The organism is Streptomyces sp. MMG1533 (genome assembly GCF_001279775.1).
Taxonomy (GTDB): Bacteria; Actinomycetota; Actinomycetes; order Streptomycetales; family Streptomycetaceae; genus Streptomyces.
Genome location: NZ_LGDG01000225.1, coordinates 150,503 through 168,874 on the forward strand (window position 1 = coordinate 150,503; position 18,372 = coordinate 168,874).

At 72.9% G+C, this 18,372-nt stretch carries 14 protein-coding genes and 1 pseudogene; 9 read left to right on the forward strand and 6 right to left on the reverse strand.

Translation table 11 applies throughout. From position 1 onward, the window contains the following. Positions 1–137: 137 nt before the first annotated feature. Positions 138–824: pseudogene (locus ADK57_RS47870) on the forward strand (LuxR C-terminal-related transcriptional regulator); the annotation flags it as partial. On the opposite strand, the gene ADK57_RS52560 reads toward ADK57_RS47870, so the two are convergent. The 4 genes from ADK57_RS52560 to lanKC form a co-directional block, all read right to left on the reverse strand. Further along, positions 747–2,669 carry an ABC transporter ATP-binding protein gene (locus tag ADK57_RS52560; protein WP_063786013.1) on the reverse strand — a complete coding sequence of 641 codons (1,923 nt, stop codon included), beginning with the start codon at positions 2,667–2,669 and terminating at the stop codon, positions 747–749. The pseudogene ADK57_RS47870 and the gene ADK57_RS52560 overlap by 78 nt on opposite strands. Next, positions 2,666–4,435 (reverse strand): ABC transporter ATP-binding protein, encoded by a 1,770-nt coding sequence (locus ADK57_RS26985; protein ID WP_234390428.1) that lies wholly within the window; start codon positions 4,433–4,435, stop codon positions 2,666–2,668. The genes ADK57_RS52560 and ADK57_RS26985 overlap by 4 nt, the downstream gene beginning before the upstream one ends. 121 nt (positions 4,436–4,556) lie before the next feature. After that, a complete protein-coding gene (locus tag ADK57_RS26990) occupies positions 4,557–4,673 on the reverse strand; it encodes a SapB/AmfS family lanthipeptide (protein ID WP_053752174.1) in 117 nt (38 codons plus the stop codon). A gap of 57 nt (positions 4,674–4,730) precedes the next feature. Then, entirely contained in the window at positions 4,731–7,337 is a 2,607-nt protein-coding gene (lanKC, locus tag ADK57_RS26995) for a class III lanthionine synthetase LanKC (RefSeq protein ID WP_053752175.1), read from the reverse strand. Between the two features lie 188 nt (positions 7,338–7,525). Here lanKC and ADK57_RS27000 point away from each other — a divergent pair, with 188 nt between their 5' ends. The 6 genes from ADK57_RS27000 to ADK57_RS27025 all read left to right on the forward strand — a co-directional run bounded on the left by ADK57_RS27000 (position 7,526) and on the right by ADK57_RS27025 (position 13,948). Further along, positions 7,526–9,982 carry a SpoIIE family protein phosphatase gene (locus ADK57_RS27000; protein ID WP_053752176.1) on the forward strand — a complete coding sequence of 819 codons (2,457 nt, stop codon included), beginning with the start codon at positions 7,526–7,528 and terminating at the stop codon, positions 9,980–9,982. A gap of 57 nt (positions 9,983–10,039) precedes the next feature. Continuing rightward, on the forward strand, positions 10,040–10,459 hold the full coding sequence (locus ADK57_RS27005; RefSeq protein ID WP_053752177.1) for a CBS domain-containing protein: 420 nt from the start codon (positions 10,040–10,042) through the stop codon (positions 10,457–10,459). Between the two features lie 161 nt (positions 10,460–10,620). Beyond that, on the forward strand, positions 10,621–10,800 hold the full coding sequence (locus tag ADK57_RS27010) for a hypothetical protein (RefSeq protein ID WP_053752178.1): 180 nt from the start codon (positions 10,621–10,623) through the stop codon (positions 10,798–10,800). Between the two features lie 73 nt (positions 10,801–10,873). Beyond that, positions 10,874–11,941, forward strand: a complete 1,068-nt coding sequence (locus ADK57_RS27015) for a glucose-1-phosphate thymidylyltransferase (RefSeq protein WP_053752179.1) — start codon at positions 10,874–10,876, stop codon at positions 11,939–11,941. Then, positions 11,938–12,921, forward strand: a complete 984-nt coding sequence (gene rfbB, locus ADK57_RS27020; protein WP_053752180.1) for a dTDP-glucose 4,6-dehydratase — start codon at positions 11,938–11,940, stop codon at positions 12,919–12,921. The genes ADK57_RS27015 and rfbB overlap by 4 nt, the downstream gene beginning before the upstream one ends. 223 nt (positions 12,922–13,144) lie before the next feature. After that, positions 13,145–13,948: a methyltransferase type 11 gene (locus tag ADK57_RS27025; protein ID WP_053752181.1), complete on the forward strand. Its 804-nt coding sequence runs from the start codon at positions 13,145–13,147 to the stop codon at positions 13,946–13,948. A 175-nt stretch (positions 13,949–14,123) separates the two neighbouring features. On the opposite strand, the gene ADK57_RS27030 is transcribed toward ADK57_RS27025, so the two are convergent. After that, positions 14,124–16,088, reverse strand: coding sequence for a glycosyltransferase family 2 protein (locus ADK57_RS27030; protein WP_053752182.1), 1,965 nt, complete (start codon positions 16,086–16,088; stop codon positions 14,124–14,126). A 183-nt stretch (positions 16,089–16,271) separates the two neighbouring features. Between ADK57_RS27030 and ADK57_RS27035 the strand changes: the two genes are divergently transcribed. Then, entirely contained in the window at positions 16,272–16,772 is a 501-nt protein-coding gene (locus tag ADK57_RS27035) for a metallophosphoesterase family protein (RefSeq protein ID WP_053752183.1), read from the forward strand. Between the two features lie 67 nt (positions 16,773–16,839). Continuing rightward, the gene (locus tag ADK57_RS27040; protein WP_053752184.1) at positions 16,840–17,754 is read left to right on the forward strand and encodes an aminoglycoside phosphotransferase family protein; all 915 of its coding nucleotides are present in this window, start codon (positions 16,840–16,842) and stop codon (positions 17,752–17,754) included. Between the two features lie 4 nt (positions 17,755–17,758). On the opposite strand, the gene ADK57_RS27045 is transcribed toward ADK57_RS27040, so the two are convergent. Beyond that, entirely contained in the window at positions 17,759–18,352 is a 594-nt protein-coding gene (locus ADK57_RS27045) for an SRPBCC family protein (protein ID WP_053752185.1), read from the reverse strand. Between the last annotated feature and the right edge of the window lie 20 nt (positions 18,353–18,372).

Here is an 18,372-nt window from a genome sequence, read left to right on the forward strand (position 1 = left end):
TCCCAGGCTCAAATCTCCCCCCTGGCGGCTCATCGCGCACGGCGAGCGGCGCCCGGAAGCACCGTTGCGGCTCGCGTACGGCACAGGAATGCCCGCGTCACGGTGAAGCCGGGCGGGTACCCCGTCCGCCCCCGCCCATGCCCCCACAGTCGAAGCGCGCGTCGGCGTACGGGCGCCTCGCGTGCGCCCCCGCGCATCCCGATGGCCGGTTCTCCGCGCCCGCGAACTGTCACGCCCGCGAACAATGGGGCACGCGTTCAACACATGGAACCGGCGTACGGCGAGCTGAAGGGGCGGCAGTGATCCGGGTGCTTCTGGTCCACGACGAGTCTCTGGTCCGATCGGTCCTTGCGGAGTGGCTCCGCAAGGAACCCGACCTGAGGGTGTACGACACCCCGTGGCGCGGCGCGCCAGGACGCGTGAGGTCCGTACGGCCGGACGTCTGCGCGGCCGACCTGGAGTGCGCCGACGCCTACGGCATCCCGCCGCTCGGCGACCTCTGTGCGCGCGGCCCGGACCCGGAGCAGCCCCGGCTGCTGGTCCTTGCCGGGGCGAACAGGCCAGGCCTGCTGAAGCGGGCCGTCGAGGCCGGGGCGCTCGGCTACGTCGGCAAGGAGGGCTCGCCGCAGAGCCTGGTGCGCGGGATCCGCCGCGTCGCCGAGGGGGAACGTTTCGTCGACGACTCGCTCGGCTTCGGTTTCCTCAAGGCCGCGCAGATGCCGCTGACCCGCAGAGAACTCAGCGTGTTATCCCTGGCCGCCGAGGGAGCCTCCGTCGCGGAGATCGCCGGGTGCCTGCACCTGTCCCACGGGACCGTGCGCAACTACATGGCGGCCATCACCCGCAAGACCGGGGCCCGCAACCGCGTCGACGCGATCCGCATCTCGCAGGGGGAGGGCTGGCTCTGACCGCCCGGCCGGTACGGGCGTCCAGCCGCCGACGAGATCCTGGTACGGCGCGCAGACCCGCACCAGCTCGTCGTGCGTCCCGTACGCCGTGCGCCGGCCGTCCATGACCAGCACCCGGCCGGCCCGCCGTGCCGAGCTGATCCGGTGGGCGACCACGACCAGAGTGCCGCCCGGCCGGGCCGCGAAGGCGCGCTCGGCGCGCTCCTCCGCCACCGGGTCCAGGTGGCAGGTCGCCTCGTCGAGCAGGGCGAGCGGGGCGTACGACAGATAGGCCCGCGTCAGCGCGATCAGCTGCCGCTCACCCGCCGAGAGGGCCGCCGGATCCACCCGGGCAGCGGGCCCGCCCAGCGCGTCGAGCAGCGGAGTCAGCCCGACTGCCTCCGCCGCGGCGAGCAGCTCCGGCTCGGGCACGGGGTCCGGCCGCAGATGCCCGAGGTTCTCGGCGAGGGTGCCGGTGAAGACGTACGCCTCCTGCGGGATGAGCACCCGCCGGTCAGCCGCCTGCGACACGCGCAGCCCGCACACCCTGATCGTGCCGTCCCGCGGCTCCAGCAGCCCGGCGACCAGCGCGGTGAGCGTCGACTTGCCGATGCCGCTGGGGCCCACGACTGCCAAGTGGCCGCCAATCGGGAGGGTGAGGTCGAGGTCGTCGATGACGGGGGCGGCGGTGGGGCCGTAGGCGAAGGTGACGGAGGTGAGGGACAGGGCGGGGGCGGCGGTGGTCGGGTCCGGACCGGATTGTGGGACAGGTGTGGCGTCCGGGTCGCGGCCGTCCGGCCCGGTGCATGCGAGAGGTGTGCCGTCCGAGGGGTCGTCCGCCCCGCGGATCAGTCGGCGCAGCACCACCAGGAGCCGTGAGCCGCTCGTGCCCAGGCCGTGGACCAGGTTGCTCAGGGCGGGGAGGAGGGACTGGGTGACGTAGGCGAGGGCGCCGACCAGGGCACCCGTGGTGACGCCGTGGGCGAGGAGCCAGGGTGCGGCGGCGAGCAGCAGCACGATCGGGAGCCGGCCGCCGACCGCGAGGGAGGCCACGCGCAGGACGCTCCAGCGGGCGAGGGAGCGGGCGGTCCGGAACTCCGCGTCGATCCGGCGCCCGGTGTCGGCGGCGACCCTGTCCTCAGCGCCGGCCGCGGTGATGTCCCGCAACCCCGGGCAGACGGTGCCGAGGTCGTCGGCCAGGGCTTCGTCGGAGACGAGGAACGCCTCCTGCCGACGGGCCAGCGGGCGCAGCGTCGCCGCGAACAGGGCCACTCCGGCCAGCAGCGGAGGCCCGACGACCAGCAGGAGCAGCGGGTCCAGAGAGAACAGGCCGACCAGGGCGCCGACGGCGGTGAACAGGAACGAACGCGACACCATCACCAGCCCGGCGAACGTGTCCCGCGCGATCTCCACCTGCTGGGTCAGCCCGGACAGCGCCCCGCCGTCCGCCTCCCGCACCCCGCGCGCCACGACCCGGGCGACGAGCCGGTCCCGGAGCGGTTCCACCAACGCGGCCACGGCGGCGTACACACGGGCGGTGCCGTACGCGCCGACGGCGACCCCGAGCCCGGCCGCCCCGAGCCAGGCGAGCCCCGCCTCCGGCCGCCCGGCCAGAAACCCGTCGTCCAGGGCGCGGGCAGGCGCGTACCCGGTGAGGAAGGTCTGCCCGGTCTCCAGCACCGACCAGCCGCCGAGCCGTACCAGAACCCGCCACCGGTCCCGCAGGAACCGGATCCCGAGCCGATGCAGCCCCCCGGTCACGACGGCGGCCCCTTCGGTCACGACGGCCCCTCCTCCGCGAAGGCATGGAACTTCCCGGACTCCCCGGACTCCCCGGACTCTCCGGACTCTCCGGACTCTCCGGACTCTCCGGACTCCCCGGACTCCCCGGACTCCCCGAACACCGCCCGATACCCCGCGTCCCGCCACAGCTCCTCGTGCCGCCCCACCGCCCGCACCCGCCCCCCGTCCAGCCAGGCCACCGCGTCCGCGCGCGCCGCAGTGGCCGCCCGGTGGGCGATCAGGAGCCGGGTGCTGTCCGAACCGCCGCTCACCAGTGCCTGCGTGATGTGCGCCTCCGTCACCGTGTCGAGGCTCGACAGGGCGTCGTCGAGGATCAGCAGGCGGCCGCCGTGGGCGAACGCCCTTGCCAGGCCCAGGCGTTGGGACTCGCCGCCGGAGCGCGGGGCGTCGGCGCACAGCGTCTCGTAGCCGTGGGGCAGTCGGCGGACGAAGTCGTCCGCGCGGGCCGTGCGGGCGGCCTCCCGGATGCGGGCGGGGGAGGGGGACGTCAGGCCGAGGCCGATCGTCTCCGCGACGGTGCCGGTCAGCAGCGCGGGGCGATCGAAGGCGTGGCCGACCGCGCGGCGCAGCTCGTCGTGGCTCAGCTCGCGCAGCGGTACCCCGTCGAGGAGGACCTCTCCGGCGTCCGGGTCGGCGAGCCGCCCGGCGACCGCGGCGAGCAGCGACTTGCCCGCCCCCGACCGGCCGACCACCGCGAGTGTCGTCCCGCCGGGTACGGCGAGGTCGACCCCGTCGAGCACGGCGCGTCCGCCGCGCCGGGCGGTCACCCCGCGCAGTTCCAGCCGGCCCGGACCGGGAGGCAGCCGGTGCGGGCCGTAGGCGGGGGCGGGTTCGGTCAGGACCTCGCCGAGGCGTCCGGTCGCCGCCCGGGCCCGGGCCAGGCCCGCGAGCTGCCCGACCAGCACACCCACACCGGCCGCGAGGACCGCGTACCGCCAGGCGGCGAGCACCTCGCCCACGGACAGCCGGTGCCGGGTGAGGAGCACCCCGGCCACGGCCACGACCGCGAGCTGGAGCAGCGGTGCCACGGCCACGGCCTGCCCGGCCGCGCGCCCCTGCACCCGCCACATGCGGTGGCCGGACCGGGACAGTTCGGGAAGCGGCCGCAGGATCCGCGCTCTCTCGCGGTCCGCCGTACCGGCCGCGGCGATGGTGCGATGGCCGCCCACGGCCTCCGCGAGCGCCGACGCGATCCTCCCCTGCACTTCCTGGTAGCGCGTCACGCACTCCGAGGTGTTCCGCGACAGGGTCCGCAGCAGCAGTGCCAGCACCGGCGCCCCGGCGAGGAACACCGCCGCGAGCCACGGGTCGATCAGGCACAGCGCCACGATGCCGCCCACGGGTCCGGCGAGCGCGGCGACCAGCGCGGCGCGGGCGGCCGGTGCCGTGCCGGCCTGCGCGGCGTTGCCGACCAGGCGGGCGACGAGGTCGCCCGGTCCGAAGCGGGCGGCGGCGCGCGGGCCCACGTCCAGGACGTGCCCGGTCAGCCGGCGGCGCAGCCAGGCCGTGGTGCGGGCGTCGACCGTGCCGCTCAGCACGGTCTGGCACGCGTCGAGCAGGGCGAGCACCAGGACCAGTCCGGCGCAGTACAGCACCCAGCGGGTCGCCGCGGCCTCGGCCAGCAGCAGGTCCAGGGCCCGGCCCAGTGCGGCCGGCAGTAGCAGACCGGCCCCCGTCGCGGCCGTGCTCACCAGGAACAGGGCCACGCAGTGGGCGCCGCTGTGCCGGGCGGCCGGTGCTGCCAAGTCATGTTCGGCATGGGGCGTCACAGGGCTGTGGCCTCCCGTCCGGGGCGGTGCGCAGGACCCCGGGCGGCCCCTCCCTCGCGGGAGCGGACCGCCCGGGGCCGCGGGTGCGCGGTGTCCGTCAGAGACAGAGCAGGACGCTGGCCGCGCTGATGCAGGACAGCAGGCTGACCGTGCTGTTGCCGGCGCCGTCGGTACGCTCTTCGGACTCCATCGTCTGCAGGTCGAGAAGTGCCATCTCGTGTCCTTCCTCTAGGTCGTCCACCCGTGGGGACGGGGTTGGGTCACGACTCCGTCAGGTTGCGGAGCCGCGCTGTGGGGGCCGCCCGAGCGGCGGCAGGAACGGCAGGTGCGCGGTCGCCCGGTCGTCGAGGGCCGCGCCGAGCGCGAGCAGGCACCCTGCCGTTCCGGTGCCCAGGTCCATCGACAGCCGCATCATCTGGTGTCCAGGGAAGGCCAGTTGGCCCTGGTAGGACATGGCGAACCAGCCGAGCCCGGCGATCTGCTCGCCGAGCCGTTCGTCGCCGGCACCGGGCGTGGTGGTGCGGGCGAGGTGCAGGATCATCCCCGCGCGGCCCTGGAAGAGGCCGGGCTGCGCGTAGAAGCGGGAGGTGGCCGCGGTCAGGACGCCGGCGCGGGCCCGCTCGAACTCCCCGGTGTCGTCGGCGGCGTGAGCGAGGTGGTCGTCGAGGACCATCCCGAGCCCCGCGCTGCCGTCGCCGAGGTACGGGAGCGTCCGCCAGCCCTCGTCGACCTCCAGGGAACCGCCCTCACGGGTCACACAGCTCTCCAGGTCCCGGCGCAGCGCTGTGCCGGCCGCCGCAAGCAGCTCCGGCTCGCCGGTCCGCTCGTACTGCCGCAGCAGGAACAGCGCGGGCCCGCTCCACCCTCGCAGCAGACCGGCCCGCCGCCGGGGCGTGGCGGGGCGCGGCTCCGCGAGTCGTCGTACGAGGATCCGCGCGGCCTCGGCGGCCCGCTCGGCGAGTTCCTTCTCGCCGGTCGTGTCGGCCAGGCCGCCCAGGACCAGGCCGAGCCCGGCCAGCCCGCCGTGCAGGTCGGAGGAGAGGTTCTGCCAGCGCTCCTCGAGGATGCCGTCGATCAGGTCCAGGGCCCGTTGCCGGTGGCCGAGCAGGTCCAGGACGTGGGCGACGCCCGCGAGGCCGTCGTAGAGGCCGAGCGGCGTGCCGACCGGCGGCGGCGCGGTGTGGTCGAGGAGCCAGCGCTCGCCCTCGTCGTACCGCTCGGCACCGACCGCCTCCAGCGCGTACAGCACACCCGCCGCACCGTGCGCGAGGCCGAGGCCGCCGCCGTCGGAGAACTGGGCGATGTCGCCGGGGAAGAGCCGGTCGTCGCGCTCGGGCGTGGCCGAGGCGAGGAGCGCCTTCACCATGGAGTCGCGGCTGTAGGGCCAGTCGCCCGGCTCGACGAAGGAAACCGGTGGCGACGACGGCCGCGCGGCCACGTCCCGTGTGATCTCCGCGACCGCCTCGTCCAGGAACTCCTTCGGTACGTCCGGGAATTGGCGCGCGACGACCTCCGCGAGGTGGGCCGCCTTGCCGCGGTCCACCACGAACAGCGTGGTGACCGGCAGGAACAGGGCGAGCCGGAGGCAGGCCAGCGCGTACCGGTCGATGTCGATGCCCGTGCGGTCCGGCGGGGCGAAGTACCCGGGGTGGGCGACGACCTGGCGGCCCTGTTCGGAGACGGGGGCGGCGGCCTCGAAGTCGAGCAGGGACACCGACTCCTCGTCGGGGCCGACCATGATGTTGAAGACATGCAGGTCGTTGAAGACGATCCCGCGCGCGTGCACCGCCTCCACCGCCCGCTCCACGGCCCCGTGGATGCGCACCGCCCACGCCGAGTAGGCGGCCACCGCCTCCGGATCGGGGTCCGGGGTGAGCAGCGGGTGCCGCTCGGCGAAGAAGGAGTTGAGCGGCCGTCCCTCAAGGAAGTCCATGACCAGGAAACGGTGGTCGCCGAGCGTGAACCAGTCCCGCACCTGAGGCACCACACCGGTCCCCGACACCTGCTCCAGGGCGTACTTCTCCCGCTCGAGGCGTGTGATCGCGTCGGCTCCGTCGGAGGCCAGCCCCGCGTGCGGACGCCCCTCCTTCAGGACGACCTTGCTGCCGTCCCGGATGTCGGTGCCCGCGTACACCCCGCCGCCGTTGGAGAAGTGCAGCGCCTTCTCGATCCGGTACGGCAGCTCGCCCACCGTCGTGGCGTTGCGCGCCGCCAGATGCGGCTCCAGGAAGGCGGGCAGCGTCACCCACTCCGGCACCTGGAAGGAGGGCGCCCTCCGGTCCGGCACCAGCCGCCCCTCGCCGTCGCGCACCGCCGGCACGAGCGAGCCGCGCTCGTCGACGATGAAGGCGCGCGCGAAAGCGCCGTGGCGGACGTAGAGCGGACCGTCGTACCAGCGCAGGTCGGTGAGGATGTACGGCCCCTCGAAGCCCTCCAGCAGCCCGCCCAGCTCGCGCAGCACGGTGTGCAGCTGCTCCTCGTCGGCCGGGTAGACGGTGACGAACTTGCCGCTGGTGTCGCGGCCCGCGTACTTGGTGTTGCGCAGGTGCAGCAGGTGCGGGCCCGGCACGAACTTGAACGGGATGCGGCGGGGCACGCAGTAGTCCCACACGATCGCGGCGGTCTGCTCCGCGTTCGCCCGGGTGGCGGAGGCGTGGATCTTCCAGCCCTGGGCCGGACCCGGCACCGGTGAGCCGTCCGGGCCGAGCGGCGTCAGCGTCAGCCAGTCGCCGATCCGTGCCGCCTCCCAGCCCTCGGGCACCTCGCGCCGCGCCGTCTCGTACAGCGGCGCCGCCTCCCGGCCTTCCGCGGACAACCGGTCCGGCGTCTCGTAGAAGTGTCTGTCGGCGAGTGCGTACACCTCGTAGCGCTTGTCCATGCGTCCCCCTCCGTGGAACCGGCAACGAGCCTTCCAGCGGGTCCGCGGCCACGGACAGTCACGCCTGTCACGGGCTCACCGTGCGGAACGCATGCGTAAAGACATGTTCGGGGAGTTTCGAGCACGGATCGTCCCGTGGCTCCACGGAACGGCCACAGGGGCTGCGCAGGTGCCCCATAAGCGTTGTAATGGCGGACGTGGTCAGTGAGGGCGCGGCGGGACGCGGAACGAGAACGTTGCGTGCCGAAGTTGCCCTCGCAGCGCTCATGGACGATCCGGAATCACCCGAACGGCTCCGCCGCGTTCTCGAACAGGGGCTCGTCTTCGCGCGTGCGACGTTCGCCGCCCTGTACGCCCCGGGTGCGGGCGGCGACCAGCTCTGCCTGGTCGAGTCCGCCGGTGTGCCCAGGAGGCTGTACGGGCTGCGCGACACCTACGCCCGCTCCGGCCGCTCCCCGGTGGCCGACGCCCTGCGCGACGGACGGCCGGTGTGGCTCGGCCCCGAGGAGCTCGCGGCCTTCGCCGAGGCCCGGCGGGCACCGTCGCGGGAGTTCCACCTGGCGGCCCTGCCCACGCACGGCGACGACGGCGGGGCCTGCCTGCTGGCCGTCAGCGAGGACGCGGCCGGCTTCGACACCGACGGCCGCAAATGCCTCGAACTGATCGCCGACGCCGTCGACCTCCCCGCCCCGGGCGAGCGGATCGAGGGCGGCGAACTGGCCGCGGGCGCCTTCAGCCTCGCCATGGACACCGGGCGCGTCGAGGTCGGCGGCGAGATCCTCGAGCTGTTCGGGATCGGCCCCGACGAGTTCGACGGCAAGGTCGAGACCCTGCTCGGCCTGACCGTGCCGGAGGACCTCCCCTCGCTGATGTCCGTGGTGGAGGCCGACCACATGTCCATCGGCGAGCGCGAGCTGGAGTTCCGGGTCCTGCAGCCCACCGGACCGCCCAAATGGCTCAGGCTGCGCGGCCGCCTTCTGCCCGGCGGCGACGGCCGCCCGGCACGGCTCGTGGGCACCGTCGGCGACGCCTCCAAACTGCGCTCCGACGTCACCGACGTGGCCCGCGTCCAGCGCCTGGCCGCCGCCCTCGCCATCGCGGGCACCGTCCGCGACGTCAGCCAGGCCGTCGTCTCCGCACTGCGCGGGCCGCTGCGGGCCGACCGGATCGCCCTGGCCGAGCTGGAGGGCGAACGTCTCGTCGTCACCGTCCTCGACCCGCCCGAACCGGAGGCCTGGCCCGAGTTGTGGCGCACGGAGTGGCGCTCCGAATGGCCCGACGCGCCCGTGCGCGCCATGCCCACGCTCGCCGCCGCCCTGCGCGAGGGCCGCGCCCGGATCTGGCCCGCCGGCACCGCCCTGGAACCCGCCCTCGCCGAGGTCGGCCCCGGCGGCCTCGCGGTGCTGCCGCTGCCCGGAGTCGGCCGCATGGCGGGCGCCTGTCTCATCGGCTGGGACACCCCGCACGACTTCGGCACCGACGAACGCGCCCTGCTCACCGCCTCGGCGGGCCTCGCCGGGCAGGCCCTGATGCGCGCCCACGCCTTCGACGCCGAGCACGAACTCGTCGGCATGCTCCAGCGCCAGCTGCTGCCGCGCCGCCTGCCCAAACTGCCCGGCGCGGTCGCCGTCGCCCGCTACCTGCCGAGCACGGCAGGCCTCGAGCTCGGCGGCGACTGGTACGACGTGATCCCGCTGCCCGACAACCACGTCGCGCTCGTCATCGGCGACGTCCAGGGTCACAGCGCGGGCGCCGCCACCCTGATGGGCCAGATGCGCACGGCCCTGCGTGCCTACGCCGTCGAGGGCCACCCCCCGGACGTCGTCGTCTCCCACGCCAACCGCCTCCTCATGGACATGGAGACCGACCTCTTCGCCACCTGCGCCTACGTCGACATCGACTTGGAGGAGGGCTCCGCCTGGTACGTGCGCGCCGGACACCTGCCGCCGGTGCTGCGTCACCCGGACGGCAGCACCGAGATCCCCGAGGCGGACGGCGGCCCGCCGCTCGGCGTGGTGAGGCAGGCCGACTTCCCGATGAGCCCGCTCAGGCTGCAACCCGGCACGGTCGTCGCACTGACCACGGACGGCCTCGTCGAGTCCCACGAGGCCGACATCGACGAGGGCATGGACCGCTTCGCCCAGGAGCTCGCCGTCTCCGACCCCGCCCACCTCGGACTCGTCGCCGACGCCCTGCTGGGCAACGCCCGCCGCAGCGACGACGTCGCCCTGCTCCTGATGCGCTACGACGGCCTGGCCGTGCGCCCGCAGCGCGAGGGCTGGACCGTGTGGCGCGTCCCCCAGGCCGTCGGGCAGGCCCGCCGCTTCACCCGCCGCACCCTGCGCACCTGGGGTGTCCCGGCCGACGCGACGGACACCGTCCTGCTGGTCGTCTCCGAGCTCGTCACCAACGCCCTCGTCCACACCGACGGCAGGGTCCGCCTCGACCTCATGCGCATCAACCACCGGCTGCGCGTGGCCGTCTCGGACTCCTCCCCGCGCACTCCCGTCAAGCCGACCAGCATCGGCTGGGAGGCCACCGGCGGCCGCGGCATCCTCCTCGTCGAGGCCATGTCGACGGCATGGGGGACCGTGCCCGTCAGCGGCGGCAAGCAGGTGTGGAGCGAGATCCCGCTGGAGGCGTGACGACGGCCCGCCCACCGGGGTACCCGAGGCAGGGAACCCCGAGCAGGGAGGAACGTCATGACCCAGCACGTCAGTGACATCATGACCAGCGCGCCGGTCACCGTGGAACCGCAGACCTCCGTCACGGCGGTTGCCCGGATCATGCGCGACCAGGACCTCGGCGCGGTCATCGTGACAGACGGCGACGACCTGCGAGGCCTGGTCACCGACCGCGACCTCGTGGTGCGCTCGCTCGCCGAGGGCGGCGACCCTGAGCAGACCACCGTGGCCGGCGCGTGCAGCGACGACCTGGTCACCCTGACCCCCGAGGACGACCTGGACCACGCCGTCGAGCTCATGCGCGAGCACGCCGTACGCCGGCTCCCGGTCGTCGAGGGCGGCCGCCCCGTCGGCATCGTGGCCCTCGCCGACCTGGCGATGGAACGCGATCCCGAGACGGCCCTGGGCGACATCAGCGTGGCCCGGCCCAACACCTGAGGACGACAGCTTGCACGAAAGTGCTAACCCGGCGCCCGGGAGGGGGCGCCGGTTTGACCTGACCGCCGTCGGGGACCCGGTGGTACAGCTCGGAAGGACGCAGAGCCCCGGACCCTCAGCGGCCGGAGGCAGGATCGGACGCAGAAGGAAGATGAAGCGCCGTGACCGCGCAGACCAGTGAGAAACCCGTTGCCCGCAGGCCCGAGACGGGCTGGTCGAGGGCCCGCCGCCTGCGCGGCCAACGCGCCCTGCTGACCTGCCTGCCCGCCGTGGAGGACGAAAGCACCCGGCCCGCGACGCAGCCGGGCCGCGAGGGGAACATCTTCAGGGGCGAGGACTGACCGCGGTGCGCAGGCCGTAACGCGCAAGCCATGCGCTCGCCATGGTCCGTTCGGCCGGGCTAAGGTGACGCAGATGAAGGCTCTCGTGTTGTCCGGCGGCGCCGGTACACGGTTGAGGCCGATCACGCACACGTCGGCCAAACAGCTGGTGCCCGTTGCGAACAAAGCTGTCCTTTTCTACGGCCTGGAATCGATCGCCGCGGCCGGTATCACCGACGTCGGAGTGGTCGTCGGCGACACCGCCGCCGAGATCCAGGAAGCAGTCGGGGACGGCTCGAAGTTCGGTCTGGAAATCACCTACATCCCCCAGGAAAGACCCCTGGGACTCGCCCACGCGGTCCTGATCGCACAGGACTACCTGGGTGACGACGACTTCGTGATGTATCTGGGCGACAACTTCATCGTCGGCGGCATCACCGATCTCGTCGACGAGTTCCGCGAGCACCGGCCCGACGCCCAGATCCTGCTCACCCGGGTCCCGGACCCCCGCGCCTTCGGCGTCGCCGAACTCGACCCGCACGGGCGCGTGACGCGTCTGGAGGAGAAGCCGGAACACCCCAAGAGCGATCTCGCCCTGGTCGGGGTGTACCTGTTCACGTCCGCGATCCACGAGGCGGTGCACGCCATCGAGCCGTCCTGGCGCGGCGAGTTGGAGATCACCCACGCCATCCAGCACCTCATCGACGTCCACGCCGACGTACGTTCCACCGTCATCCAGGGCTACTGGAAGGACACCGGGAACGTCGAGGACATGCTGGAGGTCAACCGCAGGGTCCTGGAGACCATGGACGCGCGGATCGACGGCGAGGTCGACGACAAGTCCGAGACCATCGGGCGAGTCGTCGTGGAGGAGGGGGCGCGCATCGTCAGGTCACGCATCGTCGGGCCCGTCGTCGTCGGCGCCGGAACGCTGGTCAGCGACTCCTACATCGGACCCTTCACCTCCATCGCGGAGAACTGCCGGATCACCGACAGCGAGGTGGAGTTCTCCATCGTGCTGCGGAACTCCTCGATCGACGGTGTCGGCAGGATCGAGTCCTCACTCGTCGGCCGCCACGTCGAGGTGACCCCCGCCCCCCACGTGCCCAGCGCCCACCGTCTCGTCCTCGGAGACCACAGCAAGGTGCAGATCCACACATGAACCTCCTCGTCACCGGTGCCGCCGGGTTCATCGGCTCGACCTACGTCCGCACACTGCTCGCCGACGAGGCGTCCGACGCGCCCCGGATCACCGTGCTCGACAAGCTCACGTACGCCGGCACCCTCGACAACCTCGAACTCGACCACCCCCGCCTGGAGTTCGTCCAGGGCGACATCCGTGACGCCGAACTCGTCGACAAGCTGATGGCCGACGTCGGCCAGGTCGTGCACTTCGCCGCCGAGTCGCACGTCGACCGCTCGATCACCGGCGCGGACGACTTCGTCCTCACCAACGTGGTCGGCACCCAGACCCTGCTGGACGCGGCCCTGCGGCACGGCGTGGCACCCTTCGTCCACATCTCCACCGACGAGGTCTACGGCTCCGTGTCGACCGGCTCGGCCACGGAGGAGGACCTGCTGCGGCCCAGCTCCCCGTACTCCGCCTCCAAGGCCTCCTCCGACCTGCTCGCCCTCGCCTACCACCACACCCACGGCCTGGACGTCCGCGTCACCCGCTGCTCCAACAACTACGGCCCGCACCAGTTCCCCGAGAAGGTCGTTCCGCTGTTCATCAGCAACCTCCTCGACGGGAAGAACGTCCCGCTGTACGGCGAGGGCCGCAACGTCCGTGACTGGCTGCACGTCGAGGACCACTGCCAGGGCGTCGACCTCGTACGGACCAGGGGCCGCGCGGGCGAGGTCTACAACATCGGCGGCGGCACCGAACTGAGCAACAGCGAGCTGACCGGCCTGCTGCTGGAGGCCTGCGGGGCCGACTGGGACCGGGTCGATCACGTCACCGACCGCAAGGGCCACGACCTGCGCTACTCCGTCGACTGGACCAAGGCCCGCACCGAACTCGGCTACCGCCCCAGGCACGACTTCACGGCGGGACTCGCCGACACCGTCGCCTGGTACCGGGACAACCGTGCCTGGTGGGAGCCACTGAAGCGACGCGCCGCACTCCAGGGCACATCATGAGGCCGGTCACCGGCGCGGGCTCCATACCCGGGCACGACACGAGCGGCATCCTGCACACCACCGACTCCGGCGAGGCACCAGGTACGACTCGGCCCGTGAGGCGCTCCGCCTCCTCGGCGCCGACCCGGACCGGGTGCGCTCCGTCGGCTGCGAGGCCTTCCCGGCCCGCACCCCGCCCCACCCTGCACGAAGTCCTTTTCCGGATCCGCAAGGAGTCCCCTGCGTGAAACGCCATGAGTTCCTGCGGGAGCTGCACAAGGTCAGCGCCAACCGCAACTACCTCGAAATCGGGGTCAACGACGGTCGCAGTCTCGCCTTGTCCCGCGTTCCCTCCATCGCGATCGACCCCGCGTTCAAGGTGGTCACCGAGATCCGGTGCGACGTCCACCTGGTGAAGGCCACCAGTGACGACTTCTTCGCCCGGGACAACCCGCTCGGCCACCTCAAGGGCGGTCGTCACCCGGTGCGCAACCTGCGCCGGGGCCGCAGCCCGATCGGCTACTGGCGGCGCACCACCCTCGACCTGTCGTTCATCGACGGCATGCACCTGTTCGAGTTCGCGCTGCGCGACTTCATGAACGTGGAGAAGCACTCCGACTGGTCCAGCGTGATCGTCCTCGACGACATGTTGCCCCGCAACATCGACGAGGCCGCCCGCGACCGGCACACCGGCGCCTGGACCGGGGACGTCTACAAGGTCGCCGAGATCCTCGGCCGCTACCGCCCCGACCTGGTCACCGTCTTCGTCGACACCCAGCCCACGGGTCAGCTCGTGATCTTCGGCGCCGACCCGGACAACACGGTCCTGCACGACAAGTACGACGAGATCATGGCCGAGTTCGACGTGCCGGACCCGCAGAAGGTGCCCGAGGCGATCCTGGAACGGGTCCGGGCGGTGCCGCCGAAGGACCTGCTGCAAGCCCCGTTCTGGGGCCCGATGACCAAGGCCCGCAACATCGGCGTCGGCCGCTCCCGCGGCTGGGAGCCGCTGCGCACGGCCCTGGAGAAGATCGCCGTCAGCCGCTGATCCGCGGGCCGCGCAGACCCTCGTGGAAGGCGGAGCAGGTCCGGTACGACCGCAGCAGTCCCGGACCGCTCCGCCTTCGCGAGCGACGGCCCCTCGGCGTCCTGGAAGACCGGGGAATCCGGAGACCGAGGGCCCCGATACCCAGGCGCCCTCGGTCCTCAGCGATCGCCGGTTCTCACGCTCTCCAAGCCCTGACCCGGGAAGCAGCCATCCCCCGGACCCGCCGGACCAGGCGCCGAGCCCGGCGTGTCAGCCGTCGTACGACACCGGGCCCGGGCGGACGCACCACCTGTACTCCGCCCGGCCCGACGCGCAGGGCCGGCGGCAGCGTGAGGAAACGTGACTCGCGGGCAGTGCGGGCCGGGCACAGCGCCACCCGCCAGGTCCCGCCCTTGAGGTCGCCGACGGGCAGCACGGCCTCCAGCAGCGCTCCGGGGCCGTCCGGGGACGGCGACAGCGTGCCGGGGACGTCGCGGGAGGCCGGGCCGGTGAGCCGCAGCAGCACCTCGGTGTCGCCAGGCAGGTACAGCGGCAGGGGCGCGCGCAGCCGGTCGCCGGTGACGGTGACGTCTTCGGGGGACAGACTGCCAAGGCCCAGCCGTTTGTCCGCGCTGTCGACGGCCAGGGCGAGATGGGCGTGCGGGTCGGTCCAGTACGGCAGCACCACCCGGCCGGCCACCACCCCGGCGGACGCGGCGGTCCGGTCCTTGCGGGGGACCGGACGGACCGGACCCAGGCGGCAGTCCTTGGTCCAGCCGCCCAGCTTGACCCGGACGAAGAAGTCCCACAGCCCGGCGCCCACCGGGACGCCGTCGGCCGCGCTGGCGGGGTCGACGACGGCCGTGACCCGCAGCACGAGCCGGACCCGCTCGCCCTCCCCGACCGGGACGATCTCCCGGGTGACCTCGCCCGGCTGGAAGTACTGTGCCGAGGTGGCGCGTTCGCGCAGCAGCAGGTCCGCCGTGGCCGTCCCGAAACGGGCGACGCTGTCGGCCGCCACCCGGGCGACCGCATCGGCGACGTCCCGCGGCGGACCGGACGCCGGTGCACCGGCGGGCCCGGCCGGGAACGTCATCGGTTCACCGCCGACCGCGTACTCGACGGCGAAGCCGACGTGCAGCGCCCCGTCCTCCCACCGCACGCCCGTCGGCTCCGCCCTGAGGGCGACGGAGGCCTCCCACTCGGCGAACGCGACGACGTCGTCGAACCGGTCGGCGGCGATCAACGCGGCGACGATCCGCTGCGTCGGCTGGAGCCCCGTCGCGACACCGGGCCCGAAGCGCTCGACGACGACCCCGTGGATCTCGTCGAACAGTTCCCTGCGGTAGTCCGCGGGCAGCTTGAGCAGGCGCCGCCCGCGCATGCGCTCGACCATCTCGTTGCGCAGCCAGCGCCGCAGGAGACGGTCGCGCAGCGGTCCCGGCTCGGTGTACTTCTCGACGACGTCGAGGGCCTCGCGGAGGTTCTCGAAGTATCCGGCAGGCTCGAAGCGCTGGAAGCCGGCGTTGGACGCGTCGTCTCGCTTGACGTGGTAGTAGCAGACGTAGTCGCTCAGCACGGAGACGTTGCCCGCGCGCAGGTACGCCTCGGTGACGAAGACGTGGTCCTCCAGCCGCCGCCTGCCCTCCGGGAAGCGCAGCCCGATGTCGTCGAGGAACTTCCGGCGGAACATCTTGTGCGGGGTGAGGCTGTCGATCAGCGGGGCGTTCTCGACGTCGGCGTGCGGATGGTTGCGGCGGAACAACTCCACCGGCACGGGCCGACCCTTGCCGGCCATCTTGCCGACGACGACGTCGGCGCCGTTGGCCACCCCGTAGTCGTACATCCGCTCCAGGGCCTCGTCGCCGAGGTAGTCGTCGTTGTCGACGAACATGACGTACTCGCCCTCGGCGGCGGCGATCCCCACGTTGCGGGGCTTGCCCGACCACCCGGAGTTCTCCTGGTGGACGACCGTCACTCTGGGGTCCTGGGCGGCCACCTCGTCGAGGCGGGCCGGTGTGCCGTCGGTGGAACCGTCGTCGACGAAGACCACTTCGTACTCTTCGGGAGGCAGTGACTGTCTCAGTAACGAGGCGATGCAGTCCTCGATGTAGGTCCCCGGGTTGTAGACGGGAACGATGACGCTGACCTTCACCGGCATCGGGCTCCGGGCCCCCTCAGTTTGCTTGCCTTGGGTGATGTCGCTGGTACGCGTTGGCAGATGCTAACGCCCTCCGACCTGCTGTCCGTCTTCGGCCCTCCGGTGAGAACGCGTGGCGTGTCGCGGCGCGCGGTCGCGCCCGGCCTGCCGGTCCTTTCGGCGCGGCACGAGTAACCTGCCGCCGTGCGCCTCCTGTTGATGTCCGACACCCATCTCCCGCGGCGGGCCAAGGCGCTCCCCGAGCCGCTGCTCGCCGAACTCCCGCGTGCCGACGTCGTGTTCCACGCCGGGGACTGGGTCGACACGGCCACCCTCGACCTGCTGGAAGCCGGCAGCGACAGGCTTGTCGCGGTGTACGGCAACAACGACGGACCGCAGTTGCGCGCCCGGCTCCCCGAGGTGGCGTACGTCGAACTCGGTGGCCTGCGTTTCGCCGTCGTCCACGAGACGGGCGCCGCCCAGGGCCGTGAGGCACGCTGCGCCGCCCGCTTCCCCGACACCGACGTCCTGGTCTTCGGGCACAGCCACATCCCCTGGGACACCACAGCCCCCACCGGCCTGCGCCTGCTCAATCCGGGCTCGCCGACCGACCGCCGCCGCCAGCCGCACTGCACCTACATGACCGCCACGGTGGCCGAGGGCCGCCTCACAGAGGTACACCTGCACCGGTTGCCCCCGCGTTAGGGACCGATGCGTCGCACACCGCTATTTCGTTGGACGTACGGGTGGTCGGCCCGCTGAACTGGACGGCGTGCTGATCGACACCACTCTCGTACGCCGTCTGCTCGCCGCCCGGTTCCCGCGGTGGGCGCACCTGCCCCTCGCCCCGGTTCGGCAGTCCGGCATGGACAACGCCACCTTCCGGCTCGGCACCGACCTGTCCGTACGGCTGCCGCGCTACGCCCACTGGGTGGGCCAGGTGGAGCGTGAACACCGTTGGCTGCCGCACATCGCCCCGCGACTGCCGCTGCCCGTCTCCGAGCCGGTGGCGAAGGGCGAACCCGGCGAGGGCTACCCGTACCCGTGGTCCGTGTACCGATGGCTGGAGGGGGAGACGGCGACGACCGAGGGACTGGCCGACCCCGTCGGGGCCGCACGCGACCTCGGCGGATTCCTCCAGGCCCTCCGGTCGATCGACGCCACAGGGGGTCCCGGGCCCGAGCCGAGCAACGCCTTCCGTGGGGTGCCGATGGGCGACGAACGGGATTCCGTGGCGGCGGATTCACTCGTACGGGGCAAGATCGAAGCTCTGAAGAAGGGGCGCCTGGTTGACACGGACGCGGTGACGGAGGTCTGGGAGGCGGCCCTCGCGGCCCCTGCCTGGGACCGGCCGCCGGTGTGGATCCACGGCGACCTCGACGCGGGCAACCTGCTGACCGTGGACGGCAGGCTCAGCGCCGTCATCGACTTCGGGACGCTGGCGGTGGCCGATCCGGCGGTGGACCTGCTGCCCGCCTGGAAGTTCCTGCCCGGCTCGGCGCGGGACGCCTTCCGGGAGGCGGTCGGCCTCGACGAGGCGACCTGGGCGCGGGGCCGCGGCTGGGCCGTCGCGGGGTCGCTGCCGGTGCCGGACGACCCGTTCTTCCAGGCGGACCCCGCCCGGGTGACGGCCGCCCTGCGGCACCTCGACGCGGTCGTCGAGGACCACCGCAGCCACGGTTCCTGACGGCTCAGGCCCGCCGCCGTCGCCGTATCCGCGTGACCGCGAGCACCACGACGACCGCCACGGCCGCTGCGACGGCCGCCCGCTTGGCGACGGGCACGCCGGCCGTGCGCAACAGGTCGATCGGCCTTTCGTCAGGCTCCCGCACCGCCACCGCCGACTCGGCCAGCCGTTCGGACAGGCATTCGGCGAACCGGCCCACCAGCCGGTCGCCGACCTCCGCCAGCACTCCCCGCCCGAACTGCGCCGGACGCCCGGTCACGGTCAGATCGGTCCGCACCGACACGGCCGTGCCGTCGTCGCGCTCGGCCAGCGTGCCGGTCACCGTGGCCCGGGCCGTGCCCTGGCCGCGGGTCTCCCGGCCGCTCGCGAGCAGCACCATGCGGTGCGCCGCCTCGTCCTGCTCCTCGAAGACGGCGGTCCCCCGATAGGCGACGGTGACCGGACCGACCTTGACCTTCACCGAGCCGGTCACGGTCTTGCCGTCGTAGTCCTCCACCGTCGCCCCGGGCAGACACGGCGCGACCCGCTCGATGTCGAGGAGCGCCCGCCAGGCGTCGTCGACCGGCACGGGCACGGTGAACTCGTGGTGCAGCTCCATGACTTCCTCCAAGGACTGGG